This is a genomic window from Streptomyces sp. VTCC 41912, from assembly GCF_045799175.1.
Lineage (GTDB): Bacteria > Actinomycetota > Actinomycetes > Streptomycetales > Streptomycetaceae > Streptomyces > Streptomyces albulus_C.
In genome coordinates, this window is record NZ_JBJMAB010000026.1 from 1 (window position 1) to 15648 (window position 15648).

18 protein-coding genes, 1 tRNA gene and 3 pseudogenes are annotated in these 15648 nt (G+C 66.1%); 15 read left to right on the forward strand and 7 right to left on the reverse strand.

Translation table 11 applies throughout. The features are described 5' to 3' along the window. Positions 1 to 402: 402 nt before the first annotated feature. Positions 403 to 1101, reverse strand: a complete 699-nt coding sequence (locus ACJ6WD_RS28435; protein WP_407616829.1) for a GntR family transcriptional regulator — start codon at positions 1099 to 1101, stop codon at positions 403 to 405. Between the two features lie 366 nt (positions 1102 to 1467). On the opposite strand from ACJ6WD_RS28435, the gene ACJ6WD_RS28440 reads away from it, so the two are divergent. The 3 genes and pseudogenes from ACJ6WD_RS28440 to ACJ6WD_RS28450 all read left to right on the forward strand — a co-directional run bounded on the left by ACJ6WD_RS28440 (position 1468) and on the right by ACJ6WD_RS28450 (position 2775). Next, positions 1468 to 1692 (forward strand): hypothetical protein, encoded by a 225-nt coding sequence (locus tag ACJ6WD_RS28440; protein ID WP_407616785.1) that lies wholly within the window; start codon positions 1468 to 1470, stop codon positions 1690 to 1692. Then, positions 1692 to 2431, forward strand: a pseudogene (locus tag ACJ6WD_RS28445) (GntR family transcriptional regulator). The gene ACJ6WD_RS28440 and the pseudogene ACJ6WD_RS28445 overlap by 1 nt, the downstream one beginning before the upstream one ends. Continuing rightward, the gene (locus ACJ6WD_RS28450) at positions 2428 to 2775 is read left to right on the forward strand and encodes a hypothetical protein (protein WP_407616786.1); all 348 of its coding nucleotides are present in this window, start codon (positions 2428 to 2430) and stop codon (positions 2773 to 2775) included. The pseudogene ACJ6WD_RS28445 and the gene ACJ6WD_RS28450 overlap by 4 nt, the downstream one beginning before the upstream one ends. Before the next feature lie 73 nt (positions 2776 to 2848). Here the strand turns inward: ACJ6WD_RS28450 and ACJ6WD_RS28455 are convergent, their stop codons facing one another. After that, complete coding sequence (locus tag ACJ6WD_RS28455) at positions 2849 to 4105, reverse strand: hypothetical protein (protein ID WP_407616787.1); 1257 nt, start codon at positions 4103 to 4105, stop codon at positions 2849 to 2851. Positions 4106 to 4657: 552 nt separating this feature from the next. Next, entirely contained in the window at positions 4658 to 4966 is a 309-nt protein-coding gene (locus ACJ6WD_RS28460) for a hypothetical protein (RefSeq protein WP_407616788.1), read from the reverse strand. 1032 nt (positions 4967 to 5998) lie between these two features. On the opposite strand from ACJ6WD_RS28460, the pseudogene ACJ6WD_RS28465 reads away from it, so the two are divergent. Further along, positions 5999 to 6181, forward strand: a pseudogene (locus tag ACJ6WD_RS28465) (hypothetical protein); the annotation flags it as partial. 78 nt (positions 6182 to 6259) lie between these two features. Continuing rightward, complete coding sequence (locus tag ACJ6WD_RS28470; protein WP_407616833.1) at positions 6260 to 6931, forward strand: hypothetical protein; 672 nt, start codon at positions 6260 to 6262, stop codon at positions 6929 to 6931. 1266 nt (positions 6932 to 8197) lie between these two features. Here ACJ6WD_RS28470 and ACJ6WD_RS28475 read toward each other — a convergent pair. Beyond that, a complete protein-coding gene (locus ACJ6WD_RS28475; RefSeq protein WP_407616789.1) occupies positions 8198 to 8665 on the reverse strand; it encodes an NUDIX hydrolase in 468 nt (155 codons plus the stop codon). Between the two features lie 18 nt (positions 8666 to 8683). On the opposite strand from ACJ6WD_RS28475, the gene ACJ6WD_RS28480 reads away from it, so the two are divergent. The 10 genes and pseudogenes from ACJ6WD_RS28480 (at position 8684) to ACJ6WD_RS28525 (ending at position 14924) form a co-directional block, all read left to right on the forward strand. After that, positions 8684 to 9463, forward strand: coding sequence for a GntR family transcriptional regulator (locus ACJ6WD_RS28480; RefSeq protein ID WP_407616790.1), 780 nt, complete (start codon positions 8684 to 8686; stop codon positions 9461 to 9463). Positions 9464 to 9602: 139 nt separating this feature from the next. Beyond that, a complete protein-coding gene (locus tag ACJ6WD_RS28485; RefSeq protein WP_407616791.1) occupies positions 9603 to 9959 on the forward strand; it encodes a hypothetical protein in 357 nt (118 codons plus the stop codon). A gap of 2 nt (positions 9960 to 9961) precedes the next feature. Beyond that, a complete protein-coding gene (locus ACJ6WD_RS28490) occupies positions 9962 to 11317 on the forward strand; it encodes an FtsK/SpoIIIE domain-containing protein (RefSeq protein ID WP_407616792.1) in 1356 nt (451 codons plus the stop codon). A gap of 82 nt (positions 11318 to 11399) precedes the next feature. Then, positions 11400 to 12074, forward strand: a complete 675-nt coding sequence (locus ACJ6WD_RS28495; RefSeq protein WP_407616793.1) for a DUF2637 domain-containing protein — start codon at positions 11400 to 11402, stop codon at positions 12072 to 12074. A gap of 18 nt (positions 12075 to 12092) precedes the next feature. Continuing rightward, complete coding sequence (locus ACJ6WD_RS28500) at positions 12093 to 12284, forward strand: mobile element transfer protein (protein ID WP_397775521.1); 192 nt, start codon at positions 12093 to 12095, stop codon at positions 12282 to 12284. 17 nt (positions 12285 to 12301) lie between these two features. Next, entirely contained in the window at positions 12302 to 12457 is a 156-nt protein-coding gene (locus ACJ6WD_RS28505; protein WP_397775524.1) for a hypothetical protein, read from the forward strand. A gap of 23 nt (positions 12458 to 12480) precedes the next feature. Then, a pseudogene (locus tag ACJ6WD_RS28510) lies at positions 12481 to 12794 on the forward strand (SpdD-like protein). Positions 12795 to 12883: 89 nt separating this feature from the next. Then, positions 12884 to 13588: a replication initiator gene (locus ACJ6WD_RS28515; protein WP_407616794.1), complete on the forward strand. Its 705-nt coding sequence runs from the start codon at positions 12884 to 12886 to the stop codon at positions 13586 to 13588. Beyond that, entirely contained in the window at positions 13585 to 13773 is a 189-nt protein-coding gene (locus ACJ6WD_RS28520) for a helix-turn-helix domain-containing protein (RefSeq protein ID WP_275464255.1), read from the forward strand. The genes ACJ6WD_RS28515 and ACJ6WD_RS28520 overlap by 4 nt, the downstream gene beginning before the upstream one ends. Next, positions 13773 to 14924, forward strand: coding sequence for a tyrosine-type recombinase/integrase (locus ACJ6WD_RS28525; RefSeq protein ID WP_407616795.1), 1152 nt, complete (start codon positions 13773 to 13775; stop codon positions 14922 to 14924). Before ACJ6WD_RS28520 ends, ACJ6WD_RS28525 begins: the two co-directional genes overlap by 1 nt. A 68-nt stretch (positions 14925 to 14992) precedes the next feature. Here the strand turns inward: ACJ6WD_RS28525 and ACJ6WD_RS28530 are convergent. From ACJ6WD_RS28530 to ACJ6WD_RS28540, 3 genes are all read right to left on the reverse strand, one after another. Continuing rightward, positions 14993 to 15068 (reverse strand) — tRNA-Arg (locus ACJ6WD_RS28530). A gap of 76 nt (positions 15069 to 15144) precedes the next feature. After that, positions 15145 to 15444, reverse strand: a complete 300-nt coding sequence (locus ACJ6WD_RS28535) for a hypothetical protein (RefSeq protein ID WP_407616796.1) — start codon at positions 15442 to 15444, stop codon at positions 15145 to 15147. Further along, positions 15441 to 15605: a small hydrophobic membrane protein gene (locus ACJ6WD_RS28540; protein WP_016573416.1), complete on the reverse strand. Its 165-nt coding sequence runs from the start codon at positions 15603 to 15605 to the stop codon at positions 15441 to 15443. Before ACJ6WD_RS28540 ends, ACJ6WD_RS28535 begins: the two co-directional genes overlap by 4 nt. Positions 15606 to 15648 lie beyond the last annotated feature (43 nt).

Genomic DNA, 15648 nt, shown 5'->3' on the forward strand with positions numbered 1-15648 from the left:
CCTTCTTCCGCCCCGGCCGCCGCTGACCATCGGGTTTCGATGGCAGCAACGGCTCGATTCTCGACCACAACTCATCGCCAACCAGCCAGGGTTGAGGGTTCCGCTTGCCCACACCCAAGCAACCGACACATCCGTCCGGAGGACACGGCTACCAGTGTTGCGTTAGGAGCTCTAAGGCTGATCGGCGGGCTGGCCGGCCCAACTTGCCGCGACGGTGGCGGCTGAACGGAGCTGACGGCGTGGGCCACATCACGGCAGCAGATAGCTCCCCCTCAGCCACCGATCAGGGTCTGGTCCGCTCATGCTCCTGCATCCGTGACGGTGGCGGTGTGGCGGCGCGCCCCTTTCCGGCCTGCATGCCCGGATCGCTCGGCCCCCGCCGCCCCCTCTCGTAGCCAGCCTCTAACGACTGATGGGGATCTCGTAGACGATCTCGCACAGAGCGGCAGGGACGACGATGTCCGCCGTCTCAACGGGCCGCCCTTCGTCGCTGTAGTACGTCCGCCGGATGTGCGTGACCAGGCCGCCCTTCTGGATCCCTAGGAGCGATGCCTCCTCGGCGTTCGCTTGCCGCGGCTCCGGTTGCTCCACTGCGTGGCTGACCGTGATGCCGATCTCGGCCATGCGGTTCACCACGCCCGCGCCTGCGTGCGGCCCTCCCTCGGGGAGGACGACGACGGTGCCGGCGGTGAGGTCGTACGGCTCCCAGCTCGTCGACAGCTGCACAGGCTTGCCGTCGGCGAGGAACTCGTACACGGTGCGGACGCACAGATCACCTTCGGCGATACCGAGGCGCGACGAGATCTCGGCCGGCGCCGGAACCTTCGCCTCGGTCCGGCTCTCCCAATCCCCCAACTTGCCTGCGGCCTTCATGTCCGCGCGGAACGGGGAACCGTCAGGCTGCTCGCGCGCCGAGGAGCGGACCACGCGTGCACGCTGACGAGGGGCGGCGACGTACGTGCCGGATCCGGCACGACCTTCCAGCGCTCCCTGAGAGATCAGTAGCTCTTGAGCGCGGCGAACCACGTTCTCGCCGACGCCACACTCCTCCCGCCAAGTCGTGGCGGGAGGTCTTGGAAGTGGTGGCGGAGGCCGACCGATTCGGGCTCTTCGCCAACAGCTGGAACGGCCGCACCTTATGGGCCGCCGTACGCAGAACGGCCCCCGCGACGGGCGATGTCCGGGGGCCTGGCCGTCAGCGATAGGAGCTGATCAGCATGTTCAACCGTATCCGCCACAACTGGTCCGCGACGGCGGAGGCCCTTTGATGCCTCCTCGTCAGAAGCACTGCGTGACCAACCCGAAGGCTGTTACCTATCAATCGAGTTCCTGCCGGATCGGTAGGCACAGTGAGTGCGCGCATTCCTCGCCCGCGGCTGCACCGATCGGCGTTCCCATCGTCTACGAGGCGTGCAGTTGCGCCTGCCACACAGTGGCCTCCCGCGGTGACCGAAAGGACGGATCCCAGTGAGGGACTGGGCGCCGGGTGGTGCACCGGCCGCCCCTGTCGAGATCACATCTGCCAGCGTGCAGCGCGACGACATCATCCAGATCGGCGGCCATTCGTGTCGTGTCACCAACCTGCTCCAGCTTCCCGGCGGAGCGAAGCGCCTGTGCTTCGAGTCGGGCGAACTGCTCACCATGCACGCCCGCTCTCGGCTTGTAGCCCTACGCACGCTGAGAAGGTGGTGATGCCGTCCGTGACTTCTCGCCGTCACGTCATCGCCGATGACATTCGAAACAAGATCTCGACCGGCCGGATCAAGGCCGGCGCATGTCTCCCTTCCGAGGCGCAGCTAGCTTCCCGCTATGGGTCAGCACGGCGACGCTGCGGAGCGCACTCTCGGTCCTCCAAGGTGAAGGGGTCGTCGAGAAGATCCACGGTAAGGGCAACTTCGTCCGACACCCCCTTCGCAGGATCACGTACGTCGGCGGTGGTCACATGCTCAGGACGGAGTGCTCGGCCGAGTCGGCGTTACGCGTCAGTGTTCGCACCACCAACCTCCAGGCGCACGGTCAACTGACCTGTCTGCTGGGGGTGCTGGTCAGCAGCCCGCTCACCGAATTCCTCTGCCTCACCCATGAGGGGAACTCACCGCACAGCCTCGCTCGCATCTACGTACCTCGCGACCTGTCGCCGACCGACGTTCCCACCGAATCGCACTGCGGCAAGAGCGTTGAGGCGAAGCTCGCAGAGCTCCGCCCGCCACTGGCCGAGGTCCGGGAACGAGTCAGCGCTCGTCCTCCGACACCAGAGGAAGCGTCGACCCTTCGCATCAGCTCGACCTTGCCAGTACTCGCGATCACGCGCGTGGCGGCTGACCGCACGGGACGCGTGGTCGAGGCGGCGCTCCTGGTGCTTCCCGGCGACCGCGCCGACGCATTCTTCACCACCCACCACATGACCCACGAGAGGACAAGCGGAGGATGACGACCCACAACGAGCTGCGGCTCCTCCCGTGGTCAGGTCCCAATGACCAGCCCTGCTATTTGAGCACGGAGGACAGCGGCAGCTATCTGTCTCGCCTGGCTGACAACACCGAAGCGGTGCAGCTGGAAATGGCAGGCGAACTCATGGAGCACGCGCTCGAAGTACTCCGCGACGGGGACGCGGAGCCGAACGAGCTGCGGCTCCTGGCGACGGACATGGCGGAAGCTCTGCGCGACGTGCGTCGTGTAGCGATCAGCCGTGGTCACCGCCTGCCGGTAACGGATCCTCCGGCTTGCGAAGGAGACGACGAGGGTCCCTGGCTGCCGGCAGCGGCCTTCGGTTAGCAGCAATGTCGAATGGCAGGGGGCCCAGTCTGCGCAAGGGGCTCCCTGCCGGTTTCAGAACACTCTTCCACAGTTACGAAAGACCCGGTACGCCCCAGCGCAGAAAAAAAGCGAAATAGGGGTCAGAGATATAGAGTTTGCCCAGTTCCACGTCGTAGTCAACTACCGGTTCGCCTTCGATCTCCTTCGTTGCGATTTTGGTCATTTCCTCAAGGATTCGCGTGACCTCGTGCCTCTGGGGAGAATCACTGGCCAGGACGTCCTTCAGCGCCGCCCTGATCTCTTCGTAGGTCAGCTCGGTGCCTGGCCCTGTGTGGGCAATTGCAGCCAGCACTGCGCCGTAGATGTCGGTAGTCTCCCCCGACTTGAGCTCCCTCTCCTTGCGGTCGGTTCGCTGGCGGGGGCCACGCGCAAGTAGATCAAAGGCTGATTTCGAAGCCATTGACGCACGGTCGGCGAAGAAAGTTTCCCAGTCCGGTGCGACGAGTTGGCGGTACTCATCTTGCGTGCACCGATAGCCATTCGATTTGCAGAGCTGCAAGCAGAAGTCTTGCATTAGGTGCGGGCTCGCAAAACTCTCTTCCGAGAGTCGCTCGATAAGCGCTTCGTCTTTGTCGACGAGCTTCAGAGCGTCGAACCCTTTGCGGGCGATTCCCGCGAGTTCTTCTTTGCTCCAGAACCCGATGCTGATTTGTTGAACCCGGCCGGTCATCTCGCGCTCAACACGCACTACATCGTATGCCCGGTGCGGTACGGCGATTACAATTACTCGGAGTCCGTCGAAGATGAGATCCTTCAGGGACCGGACGATTTCCATCTGGAGGTCCTGAGGCATGTAATGGAAGTCGTCAATGATCAGAGGCGTCATTCCCCCGCGGAGTGCTTCCCTTACCTGGGTGGCTACATTTCGGGAGCGAGAAACCTTCTCTCCGGTTGTTGAGCCGATTATCTCCTTCTTGTCCGCCCCTCCCTTGAGAATGCCGGCGCTAGCTTGCCCTGTGACCGTTCGCCAGGATTCGTCTTTGCTGTCTGACGTGCGCTCAATGGAGGTAAAGAGGCTCAGATGTTCGGCGATGGTCTCCCAGAACTGCTCCGAGGAGCTGATTGCTCCGCCGGATAGCCAAATTCCGTCAATGGGTGGAATGATGCGTCGAACAAGGACGGTCTTGCCGGTTTTTGTGGAGCCGGAAACCGAGAGAATTCGATAGCCTTCATCCAGGTAATCCTGAATCTGTTCTTCCAGATTCAGTTCGCTGCGTGGATTATAGGTGATTGTGGGTGGGCCACCAGCTACGAAGACCTGGCCCACGCGGAGCATCTCGCCGTCCATGAGCTGATCGTAGTGGCTCATGGACGGCGAGATGCTCAGAACTCGAAGGTTGGCGGAGCGGCTTTGGGGCGAGCGATTACGGCTTTGTAGGCTTCTGGCGAGTCGGGCGGTCTGTGGACCTGCCCGTTTAAGGACGATGCTGAGACCGTGGCCTTAAGCCGTGGAGCCGACGGCCCAGCCACAGAGGGTGTGTCCCGCCTATGCCCGTAGCGCGCCCGCGCCGTGCGCGGGCCTTGAGTTAGGTGAGGCCTGGGCTCGACAGCCGTCCAACACGTAGAGCCATGGTGCACGGTGACCCCTCGTTGCGAACTACCGATGGTGCGGTCGCTGAGGTCTGCTCGGCTGGTAGCCAGTGGTCGTGCGGCCGGTGCCGATCGGCCGGGATCGTCGTTTTGCTGTACTCCGCTATGCAGCAATACAGCACAGCGGGCTGACCACTGTTTTAGGAGTTCGATCACTTCCTGGCCATGCCGTGGATCCGCACGGACTCACCGGCTACCAGGGGCCATAGGCGGCTGTCGACGTTCGTCACCGTTGATGTCGGCGTGGATGTCACGTGAGGTCCTTCAAGGCCCCAGGGATGCTGTCGAACATGCCTGGTGGGAACGACGTCATGCCGAGCTTCTCCATGCCTGCCACCGTGGCAGCCAGAGACACGACCTGCCCTAGTGGGCTGCCCTTCTGGACGACGAACACGAAGTCATTCTCGGATGGAGGAAGCGTCCTCGGCAGCGTCATCAAGCCGTGCCTGTCAAGCTCCTTGCTGATCTGCTCGCGCAGTGCCGCGCTGAGCCGATCTCTCTCCGGTGCGGCGTACTTCTTGATGAAGCGCATCGAGAGGCGCTTGATGCCGTGGTCCACCTCTACCGCGTTCGCAATCACAGTAGTTAACTCAGTTAATAGCAGAGCTGTCAAGGGTGTGTGCTGCGTGCATGACCCGGGCCCTGCCACAACAGCAACGATGCGCCGTGGGGGCGGCGATCTCGGTCTAGTTGGGCAGGCGGGCTGACCACTTCGATGCGGCGTCTGTGCCTCAGCCGACGACAGTCAGCCACTGCGGCGGGTGCGCCGACCGATCAGGCGTGGTGTGCCTCGCTGCACCCTCACCGGCCTCAGCCACGTTGTCATGCCGTCGACCAAAGCAAGCCGCGCCGGCCGGGCCGTAAGACCTCAGGATCCGCCTCCTTAAAGTCATCAGCTCGGGAAGCTCGGGAAGCTCGGGTGCCCTAGGGGCAGTTGGGCTTCTGATCTGCGGGGGAGCGGGCTGGCGCCCCTCGACGCTGGCGGCTCGTTGCCCGCCGTTCCCCGTGACTCCCCGCCCAACCTGGCACGGATGTGGCACGGCACAAGCTGAACGCTGGATGGGCCAGTGCTTGGCCGTTTCGGAGCGTGTGAGTTCAGTTCTCCGGGCTTAGGCATGGCTCTACCAGTGCCGCAGAGGAACGGGCGTGACCTGGGGGCGTCGCCTGGGCTCTCTGTCACTGGCGTTCGCCGTTGGTCACTGTTGTGCAGCCTTGGACGGCCCAGAGGCGGACCGAAACCCCAGACAGCGCCCTCAGCCTCCTCCAGTGCCTTCTGGATCAGGTTGTTCGCGTGGGCCGAACTTCCCTTGAGGAGCTACGCGTAGAAGCGATAGAGCACGGCAAGCACACCGTCGACGCTACCTTGAGATCGGACAGGTCTGGGACGACTCGGCTCCCACGTGCCTCCGACCAGCGCGAACGTGTGGATCGTCGCAGGTCCTTACGCAGGATAACTGCTGGACGTCCCGGACAAAAAATTTGGTTCGGTGGACAGGGATGCCTCCTCGTTGTCACGCTCTTCCTGTTCCACGGAAGTAGGTTTACGCCTTTATAGCTGCCTGGCGAGGGGGTATCGGTGCAGCGATATGGAATGCAAGATCGAAATGCGAGAACCGGTCCTTTACAGTCCTGGCTGATTCGGGAAAAGTATCGAGCTGGCCTCAGTTTCGGAGAACTTGCCGCGTTGACATTCATTTCGAAATCTTCGCTGCATCGCGCCACGCAAGGGTTCGAAATGCCTAGTAGGCAAGTCTTCGAAGCATTCGTTCGAGGCTGCGGATCGGACCTCAAGACTGCCGAGGAGGAATGGCGGAAGGCTGAATCGGTAAACTCTTTGTTTAGCTTCGTGACAATGTCGATTCACCCCGATGACGTTACCACTCACAACGGGTTGCGTAGGGCTCTGGGGCGCCTCGTGAAGCGTAAAGGGCTGACTTTGCGGCAGATCGAAAAGATGGCTGAGCAGCGGAGCGTCAAGCTCCGCAGAAGCACGCTCGGTGATGCTCTCAGTGGGCGCCAGAATTTCAGCCGTAGTTCAACTAGCGAGCTTGCGCGCACCTGCGGCGAGGCGGAGAGTTCGGTCCAAGCATGGGATGAGGCATGGGAGCGCGCTGAGCGTGATAGGAGAAGTAGAAAAGGTCATCTGGGTGGGATGTATAGACTGCCAGCGGGTGCCAGGCATTACGTTGAACTCGGCATTGAAGAGATATTTCAGGTCTGTGAGCGATACAACATCCCGAGCGTAGAGATAGATATGTACATTCGCAGGCGAGTTGAGCTCAGGCGTATCTCGAATTCGCGAACTTTCTGGGGCGATCCTCCCGAATCGTGGAGGGTTTCTGTGTCGAACCCTGCCAATGACGTATCGGGTCGAATTGAAGAGGCTCTGAGGGGGGTTCTGGTGAAGAGGCTTTCCTTTCCCTTGGACTGGTCGCTGTTGCGCGGACTCACGAGTTCCGTTCTTCACGCGCTGGGGAAAGATGCAGACGCCGATGGAGTCAGCGGCGTGGAAATGACTAAATGAGTAGCCCGTTTCTTCCGGCGTGGACTGATAGTGCCTGCTGTAGTGGGGGCGGCACTAATCGGTAGCCGTCGCAGTGTGCAACGGCGACCAACCTTCCCTACAGGCCGTGTAGTTAGCCAGGCCAGGGGCTCTCAAGGTCCGTATCATGAGTCACGCTCGCTAGTTCTTCCTCTTGAGCGCTGCGTACCCCGTTGTCGATCTGTATGCAGTGGGTGGCAGCTTGCTTTGACAGTTCCGTCAAAGCAACACTGGGAGAACAGGAGGGGCGTGTGGTGGAAGGCCCGATCGAGCGGAAACCGCGCAGGAGTTGGACTTGGCCCGAAAGGTGGCAAGTCGCACTAGCTGCGGCAGGTCTGCTGGTGGCGGTCATCGCCACGGTGGGGCAGTTCGTCCATTAGGACGTCCACCTACGAACCCGTCGCGATCGGGAGCTGCATACGCAGCGAGCCCGGTCTCGTGAAGCGCGACCGGGCTCGTGAACTGCGCGGAGGGCCTGGCTCTGGCAGGAGCTGGGCCCTCTGGTTGCTTGTCAAGGCTTATCTCATAACTCATTGTCAAGCAAAGAGAACAGTACAGCGGCGGGAGGCTGAAAGCCATGGTGCGTCGTTGAGCAGGCTTTTTAGGAAGAGCGGGTGGTCAGCGTGTCGAGGAATGGCTCAAAATAAGCGTCAGGCAGGGTGCTTGCCACGACGTGAGTCAGCAAGCGGAGCGTTCCTGACGGGCTGAGCCACATCGCGGCAGCAGGTAGCTCCCCCTCAGCCACGTATCAGGGCTGGTCCGCTTACGGGCCCGCATCCGTGACGGTGGCGGTACGGCGGCCCACCCATGTCGGCCTGCATGCCCGGAGCGCTCGCCCGCACTGCCCCACCCCTCCCGTAGCAGCCCTTGCGGACGGAACTAACGACTATGAGCTGGTCGGCAGAGCGTTCGCCACGTAAGCCGCTCACCGCTTCCGCCGACCCACGAGCCTGCTACTTAGCCGTGGAGCCGACCGCCCCCACCCCCGGCCTGGTCTTTCGCCCCTTGTGGGCGCGGGCGTCGACGGCGCGCGGCCCCGGCGGCGGAGACGAGGAGGGAGCCGTGTGCCGGCGACGGCCGGCGCCGCCGCGCTGTGCGCGGCACCTCTGATCTGTGATCTGACTGCTTGCAGTTCCAGGAGGCCGGGAACGTCAGCGCTCCTGCGCCAACGTGTGGTGTGCTCCTGAACTGCCCCTACCGCGGGGCCGGGTAGCGAGCGGAGCGAGCCTTGATGAAGTAGGGAAAGTTCTATCGCGCCGGGGCCAGCCGCTTGCCGTCGTGGCTTCGTACGTGAGGGCCCACCCCGTCCAAGGCGTCCAGGAACCGGACTGCGTAGACCTCGGACATGGACTCCGTCACCTCGTCGGGCGTGAGCCAGGTGACCGCCGTCGATTCGCTGGAGGTGCGTTCTTCGCCGCCTACCGGTTTGCAGCGGAAGACCAGGGCGACGATGCCTCGTGTCGTGTTCTTGTAGACCCCGGTGAGCTCGTCGACCTCGATGTGGATGCCCGTCTCTTCCCAGACTTCGCGTCGTACGCCGGCCTCCGGGGTCTCTTCGAGTTCGAGCACCCCGCCCGGGAGTTCCCAAGCGCCGTTGTCGGCCCGCCGGATCGTTAGGAGCTTGCCGTCCTCGCGGACCACCACTCCGGCCACGGACACGGAATGCAGTGGCGTTGACTGGGCTTCCGGAGCGCTGTTACTCATGTACAGGAGCATAGGAGGATAGGAAGAACGATGGGAACCGCGGTAGGAGGGGGCAGGGCCGTACCTCGATACGTGCAGATCGCCGACGATGTCCTCCAGCAGATCAGGGCTGGGGTCCTCAAGCCCGGCGAGATGGTGCCGAGTGAATCCGAGCTGGTCGAGCGCTACGGTGTCTCGGGCGGCACGATCCGCAAGGCGATGGTGGAGGTCCGTGCGAGCGGCCTGGTGGAGACCCGCCACGGCAAGGGCTCGATCGTGAAGGACCGGCCGCCGGTGCGGCACCGTTCTTCCGACCGCTTCCGTCGGTCGCACCGGCAGGGCGGCAAGGCTGCGTATCTGGCGGAGTCTGCGCAGTCGGGGGCTACGGCCAAGGTCAGTGTGCTGTACATCGGGCCCATGGAGGTCCCCGAGGGCGTGGCCGAGCGGCTCGGGGTCGAGCCCGGCACTCAGGTTCTCGCCCGCCGGCGGCTGTACTTCCGTAACGGCACGCCGGTCGAGACGGCCAGCTCGTACCTGCCGTGGGACGTCGTGAAGGACATCCCCGAACTCTTCGCCGAGAACCCCGGCGGTGGCGGCATCTACGCCCGACTCGAAGACCACGGGCACGAGTTCGCCGAGTTCGTGGAGACCTTGCAGGCCCGGTCCGCGACCAAGGCCGAAGCGTCCGAGCTGGCGCTCAGTCCCGGTGCCCCCGTCGTGCATCTCGTCCGTGAGGCGCTGACGACCGAAGGCCGCGTGGTGGAGGTCTGCGACACCCTCATGGCCGCTGACCAGTTCGTTTTCAGCTATCGCATCCCCGCTACGGACTGACGCCCGCTCAACTCTCCTCAGCCCGCCCCGACTTCTTCGTCGAGGCGGGTTGACTCATATATAGGAGTCGGGCACTCTTCTTCATGTCACTCATGTACATGAGTGACGGAGTTCGGCAGCTATAGAGGAGTGATCCGTAGTGCGTCAGATCCCCGTCGACACCTCCACCGCGACCGTGATGGTCGCGAAGCAGCCGCAGATCAAGGTCAAGGACCGCCGTACCGGTGAGGTCGCCCTCGACGTCGAGACCGGGGCGAAGCTGATGACCGTGGACGTGATGTTCGCCGCCAACGACGCGGTGGAGATCCTGTCCGTCACCGTCCCCGAGAGCGGGGTCTCCGGTGAGCTCGGCATGGGCACGCCGGTGGCGCTGACCGGCCTGATCGCCCGGCCGTGGGAGAACGAGTTCAACGGGCAGAAGCGACACGGCATCGCCTTCCGCGCCGTGGCGGTCACCTCGCTCGCCGCCGGCGGCTCGCAGGCTGAGGCGGCCTGATCATGGCCCGCCTCTCGGTCGTACTGCTGCTGGTCGTCGCCACCGCTCTCGTGCTGCGGTGGCGGCGCCCCGCCTGGTACTGGATGACCTTCGGGGTCGTCCTCGCCGCGCTGCGGGTGTTAGCCCGGTATGCCTCGGTCATGGACGCCTGCGGCCTGACCGTCCCGCCCTCGCGCTGGCGGCTCGCACTCGCGCGCATGACCGACCGCCCGGCCCCGGAGTCGCGCGCCCCACGCATCCTCCGCCTCCGGCCGACCCGTACCGGGCTCGTCCTGCGGCTCAAACTCCGGCCCGGCCAGGACGCATTCGATGTCTCCGCCGCCACCGATCGGCTGCGGCACTCCTTCGGGATGTACGGCGTCACCGCCCGGGAGATCCGCTCCGGGGTCGTCGAACTGCGGATGACGGGTTACGACGTGCTCAAGCGCGTGCAGATGCCCGCCAAGATCGACCGCACGCCGATGCGCGTCCCCGTCGCACTGCGCGAGGACGGGGCGGTCCACTACCGAGATTTCCGGATCGTCCCGCACGGACTCACGATCGGGGCCACCGAGTCGGGCAAGTCCGTCTACCAGCGCAACCTGGTGGCCGGCCTCGCCGCCCAGGACGTGGCGCTCGTCGGCATCGACTGCAAGCAGGGCGTCGAGCTGTTCCCGCTGGCTCGCCGCTTCTCCGCCCTCGCCGACAACCAGGACACCGCGCTCGATCTGCTCGAAGCCCTGGTCTCGCACATGGAGTACGTCTACCAACTCGTCCGCGAGGAACAGCGCATCAGCGTGAACGTCCCGGACGCGGAGATCGCCGCCGACATCTGGGACCTGACCGAGGACCTGCGTCCCACGCCCGTCGTGGTCCTGGTGGACGAGGTGTCCGAACTCGCGCTCTTCGCCTCCAAGGAGGAGGAGAAGCGCCGGGACCGGATCATCACCGCGCTTGTCCGGCTGGCCCAGCTCGGCCGCGCCGCCGGCATCTACCTGGAGATCTGCGGCCAGCGCTTCGGCTCCGAGCTCGGCAAGGGCATCACGATGCTCCGGGCCCAGCTCACCGGCCGTACGGTGCACCGCGTCAACGACGAGACCAGCGCCAACATGGCCTTCGGCGACATCTCCCCGGACGCCGTACTGGCCGCCATCCAGATACCCGCGGACACCCCCGGCACCGCAGTCGCCGGTGACTCGACCGGTGGATGGTCACGCATCCGCGCCCCGCACACCTCGCTGCGCGAAGCAGTGAACCTCTGCAACAAGTACGCCGACCGCACGCCGGACCTGCCCGCGCTCGCGCCCTTCCGGCCCGCCGTCGCCCCGCCGGCCTCGACTGCCGTGCGGCTCGCCAAGGCGTCCTCCGCGACTGCCTGACCCTCCCCTTCCCAAGGTCGGCGCCACCTCGACGCGCCAAGTCCCTACCCCCTCCATGCCAGCTCCCGGAAGGAGAACCGTCATGGGACGCATCCGCCCGGACCCCGTTCTCGTACAAGCCGTCATCGCCGGAGCGCTCTCCTTCGCCCACCTTCACGACCTGGCCGCTGCTGCCGGACAGGACGGCTGGAAGGCGTGGGCCTACCCGATCAGCGTCGACCTGCTGCTGGTCGCGGCCTGGCGGCGACTCCGCAACGACGGCTCGTCCCGGCTCGCCTGGTGCTGGTTCCTGATCGCCCTGGTGGCCTCGCTCGGCGCCAACGTCGTGACCGCCGGGTTCCTCGACCTCCGGCACCCGCCCGCCTGGCTCCGCTTCGGCATCGCCGGATGGCCGGCGCTCGCCTTCCTCGGCGGGACGCTGCTGGCCCATACGCGGAGTGCAGCTGAAACCGCCGATCCCGTCCCGCCGGCCGACGTGACTCCGGCACCCACTCCGGTTCCTAAAGCCGAACTCCCGGACGATCCGACCGAGTTGAACGCCGTCGACCTCCCCGCGGCTGCGCCACCCGCCGAACCGTCCCGGCCTGCACCCGCACCCGCACCCGCGCCCGTTCCGGCCGCGCTCGTCGCCCACGCCCGCAAGGTCGCCGACGAACACCGCACCCGGACCGGAGAACGGATCGACACCGACACCCTGCGGGCCCGCCTCGGCGTCCCGCCCCAGCTCGCCGACTCCATCGCCGCCCAACTCACCTGACCAGCAAGGAGAACCACCATGCCCGCCCGCGACCACTTCCACTCCGTCATGCGGATCGGCCCCGTACAGATCGGCACCTACCGCGACCACTACGGCCGCACCAAGCACGCCGCCGTCTGCACCGCCGACCGCTGCGGCTGGTCCGCCGACTTCTCCAGCCGCTCGGCCGCCCAGCTCGCCGCCCGCACCCACCGCTGCACCGTCCGCTGACCGGCTGAGGAGACCCCGTGCACGTCCCGCTCTGGCTCGCCCTGATCGCCGTCGGCTACCTCGGCATCAAGCTCATCCGCCCGCCCTGGTGGCTCGTGGCCGTGTTCCTCCTCGGCGGCTACCTCCTCGCCGACAGCTTCCTGGCCTCCGCCATCAACACCGCCGTCAAGTAACGCCCGCAGAAGGGAGATCCACCATGTTCCACCCCAAGGTCCCGACCAACCCGACGCCCACCGGGCTCGTCGTCCCTCTCACCGTCGAACCGACCGCCCCCGTGCGGCACGCCCCGGCGCCGGCTCCGGTCGCTCAGTCCTCGACCCGCCCCGCCCCGCCGTACACCTCACGCCCGGTACCGCGGTCGCCCTCGTCGGCGGCGGCACGGCCGTGGTCCTGATCGTCGGCGCCGTCCTGGTCTCGATGCTCCTGGCGGTCGCCATCAGCGGCGTGTCCGTCGCCGTCTGCGCGGTCGTCCTCCGCTCCCTGCTCACATCCGGGCGCACGTACCGCTGACCGGCCCCCGGGCGGCCTCAACCGCCAAGTCTCCGCCGCCCGGGCGCCGTGCTCCTGCCCGAACCACAGATCCGGAAGGAACCCTCATCATGACCGACCACACCCGCGTACGCGGGAGGTCGCCCGTGCCTGACGCGCTCCTCGACCCGACCACCCTCGGCGATCTGCTGAGGGTGGCTTCGGCCCCCGACTACGACCGCTGGGCCGACCAGATCCACCGCACCGGCGGCTGCTCCGACCCCATCCACCTCACCGGCTGGACCCTCGCCAAGGACCGCACGTCGGGCGAGACCCTGCACCACTACTCGACCGCGTCCGAGCCCGGCGGACGCCTCCGCCTCGCCTGCGGCAACCGCCGTGCCTCCCGCTGCCCCGCCTGCGCCTGGACCTACGCCGGCGACACCTACCGCCTCATCCGCGCCGGCCTGGCCGGAGATGACCGCCGCGATATCCCCGCCGCCGTCCGGGACCACCCCCGCGTCTTCACCACCCTCACCGCACCCTCCTTCGGCCCCGTCCACAACCGACCCGACCGCTACTCGGTCACCCTCGGCGCGCTGCGCGCGGCCCGCGCCGACTTCCGCGCCGCACAGGAACGCGAAGCCCTCGGCCTCGAACCCCCGGAGCCGGCCACCGTCCTCGTCCTGACCGACTGGCAGTACGCCGGCCACGGCCACACCCCCGGCGAATCCGCCCTCGCCGCCACCATCGCCCGCGACATCCAGACCAACCGCGACACCGCACGCCAAGCCCGCGCCGACCTCCAAGCCGAAGAAGGAGACGACTGGACATGACCACCGCCACCAGCCAACTGCTGACCGTGCCCGAGGTCATGGCACAGCTCAAGTTCGGCCGTTCCAAGGTCTACGACCTGATCCGCTCCAAGCGCCTCACCTCCATCACCGAGGGCCGCGCCCGCCGCATCCCCGAAAAAGCACTCCAGGACTACATCCGCGACCGGATCGAGGAGGCCGCCTGATGGCACAGCAGCGCAAGCGCAACCCCAACGGCGCCGGCACCATCACCAAGCGCAAAGACGGCCGCTACCAAGCCGCCGTCTACGTCCTCCAGCCCGATGGCACCCGCGCCCGCAAGTTCGCCTACGGCAAGACCTGGGCCGAGTGCGACACCAAGCGGCGCGAGCTCCTCGCCAAGGTCGACAATGGCATTCCCGTTCCCACACGTTCCGCAAAGCTCGCCGAGTGGCTGCCGTACTGGCTCGACAGCATCATCAAGCCGCGTCGAAAGCCCAGTACCTACGACAAGTATGAGGCCCACGTTCGCCTCTACCTGGTGCCAATGATCGGGGCCAAGCGGCTGGAATCGCTGGGCGTCGCTGATGTACGCCGATTCCTCGTCCAGTTGGAGAGGAAGGCCACGGCCGCGACGGCCAAAGAGTCGCACCGCGTCCTGCGAACCGCGCTGACTTCCGCCTGTCGGGAGGAGCTGATTACCAGGAACGTGGCCGGCTTGGTCGAACCTCCACGTGCACCGTCGCGAAAGCTGAGTCCCTGGACGCTCGACGAAACGCTGGACTTCCTCGCTGCCGCACGGAAGGACCCGTTGGACGCGGCCTTCGTGCTCGCGATCACGATGGGGCTGCGCCGGGGAGAGATCGTCGGGCTCCGCTGGGCTGACGTAGACCTGGAACAGCGTGTGCTCTACGTTCGCCAGCAGACGCAGCGTCGCCGCGGTGTTCTCTATGACGACGATCCCAAAGGGCGTCGGCGTCGTGCTGTTCCGCTTCCCGCGATGTGCATCGCGCCGTTGCGCTGGCACCGGATGAGGCACGCGAATGCCAAGGAACGCGCGGGGGAGAAGTGGCAGGAGGGCGGCTACGTCTTCACCACTCGGACCGGTCGCCCGGTCGAGCCGCGGAATGTCTACCGGTCCTTCACTCGCGTTGCCCAGTCAGCCGGCCTCCGCGTGATCCGGCTCCACGATGCCCGCCACGGCTGCGCGACGATCCTCACGGCTGCTGGCGTCGCCCCGCGTGTCGTGATGGAGATCCTCGGGCACAGCCAGATCAGCATCACCATGGACGTGTACACGCACGTCGTCCAGGACACTCAACGTGAGGCCATCAGCCGCATGGACCGGCTGCTCAAGAGGCGCCCGGACCGCGATTGACCGTCGCCGTTGATGTCATCTCTGGATGTCAAAGGCCCCCAACCACGATCGGTTGGGGGCCTTCCCGCTGGTGCCCCCGGCAGGATTCGAACCTGCGACACCCGCTTTAGGAGAGCGGTGCTCTATCCCCTGAGCTACGGAGGCGGGGATCGGGGTGAGCCGATCCGGCGATAAGCGTAGCGGATGGTGGGTTGGGGACGGGGTGTGCCGGGGTGGTGGGTCAGCCGAGGTGCCAGCTGAGGGTGCCGTCGGTGGCGGTGAGGGCGGCCAGGAGGAGGAGGTCGGCGGCGCCGAGGGTGAGGCCCAGGAGGGCGCGGCCGCGGCGGGTGGTGCCGCGGGTGAGGGCGAGGGTGCCGAGGACCAGGGCGCAGGGGCCCAGGACGATGTTGAGGACCAGGGTGCCCACGAGGCCCAGGACGAAGGAGGCGACGGCCATGCCGTCGGCCTGGGGGGCGCGGCGGGGCGCGGTGGGGCGCTGCGCCGGGGTCGTGGTGGTGCCCGTGGTGGTGAGGGTGGTCATCGGGGGGTCCCCTCGGTGTGGCGGCGGCGTTCGCGCAGGGAGAAGACGAGTAGCCAGGCGGCGATGACCGCGGCGGCGACGAGGGTGACCGGGACGGGGAGGTGCGCCGCGGTGCCCAGCGCGATCCCCATCAGGAGGAGGGCTGCGACGAGGAAGAGCATGGTCTGCCTTTCCGGGGTCGGTTCCGGCTTGTGGGCGGTCCGG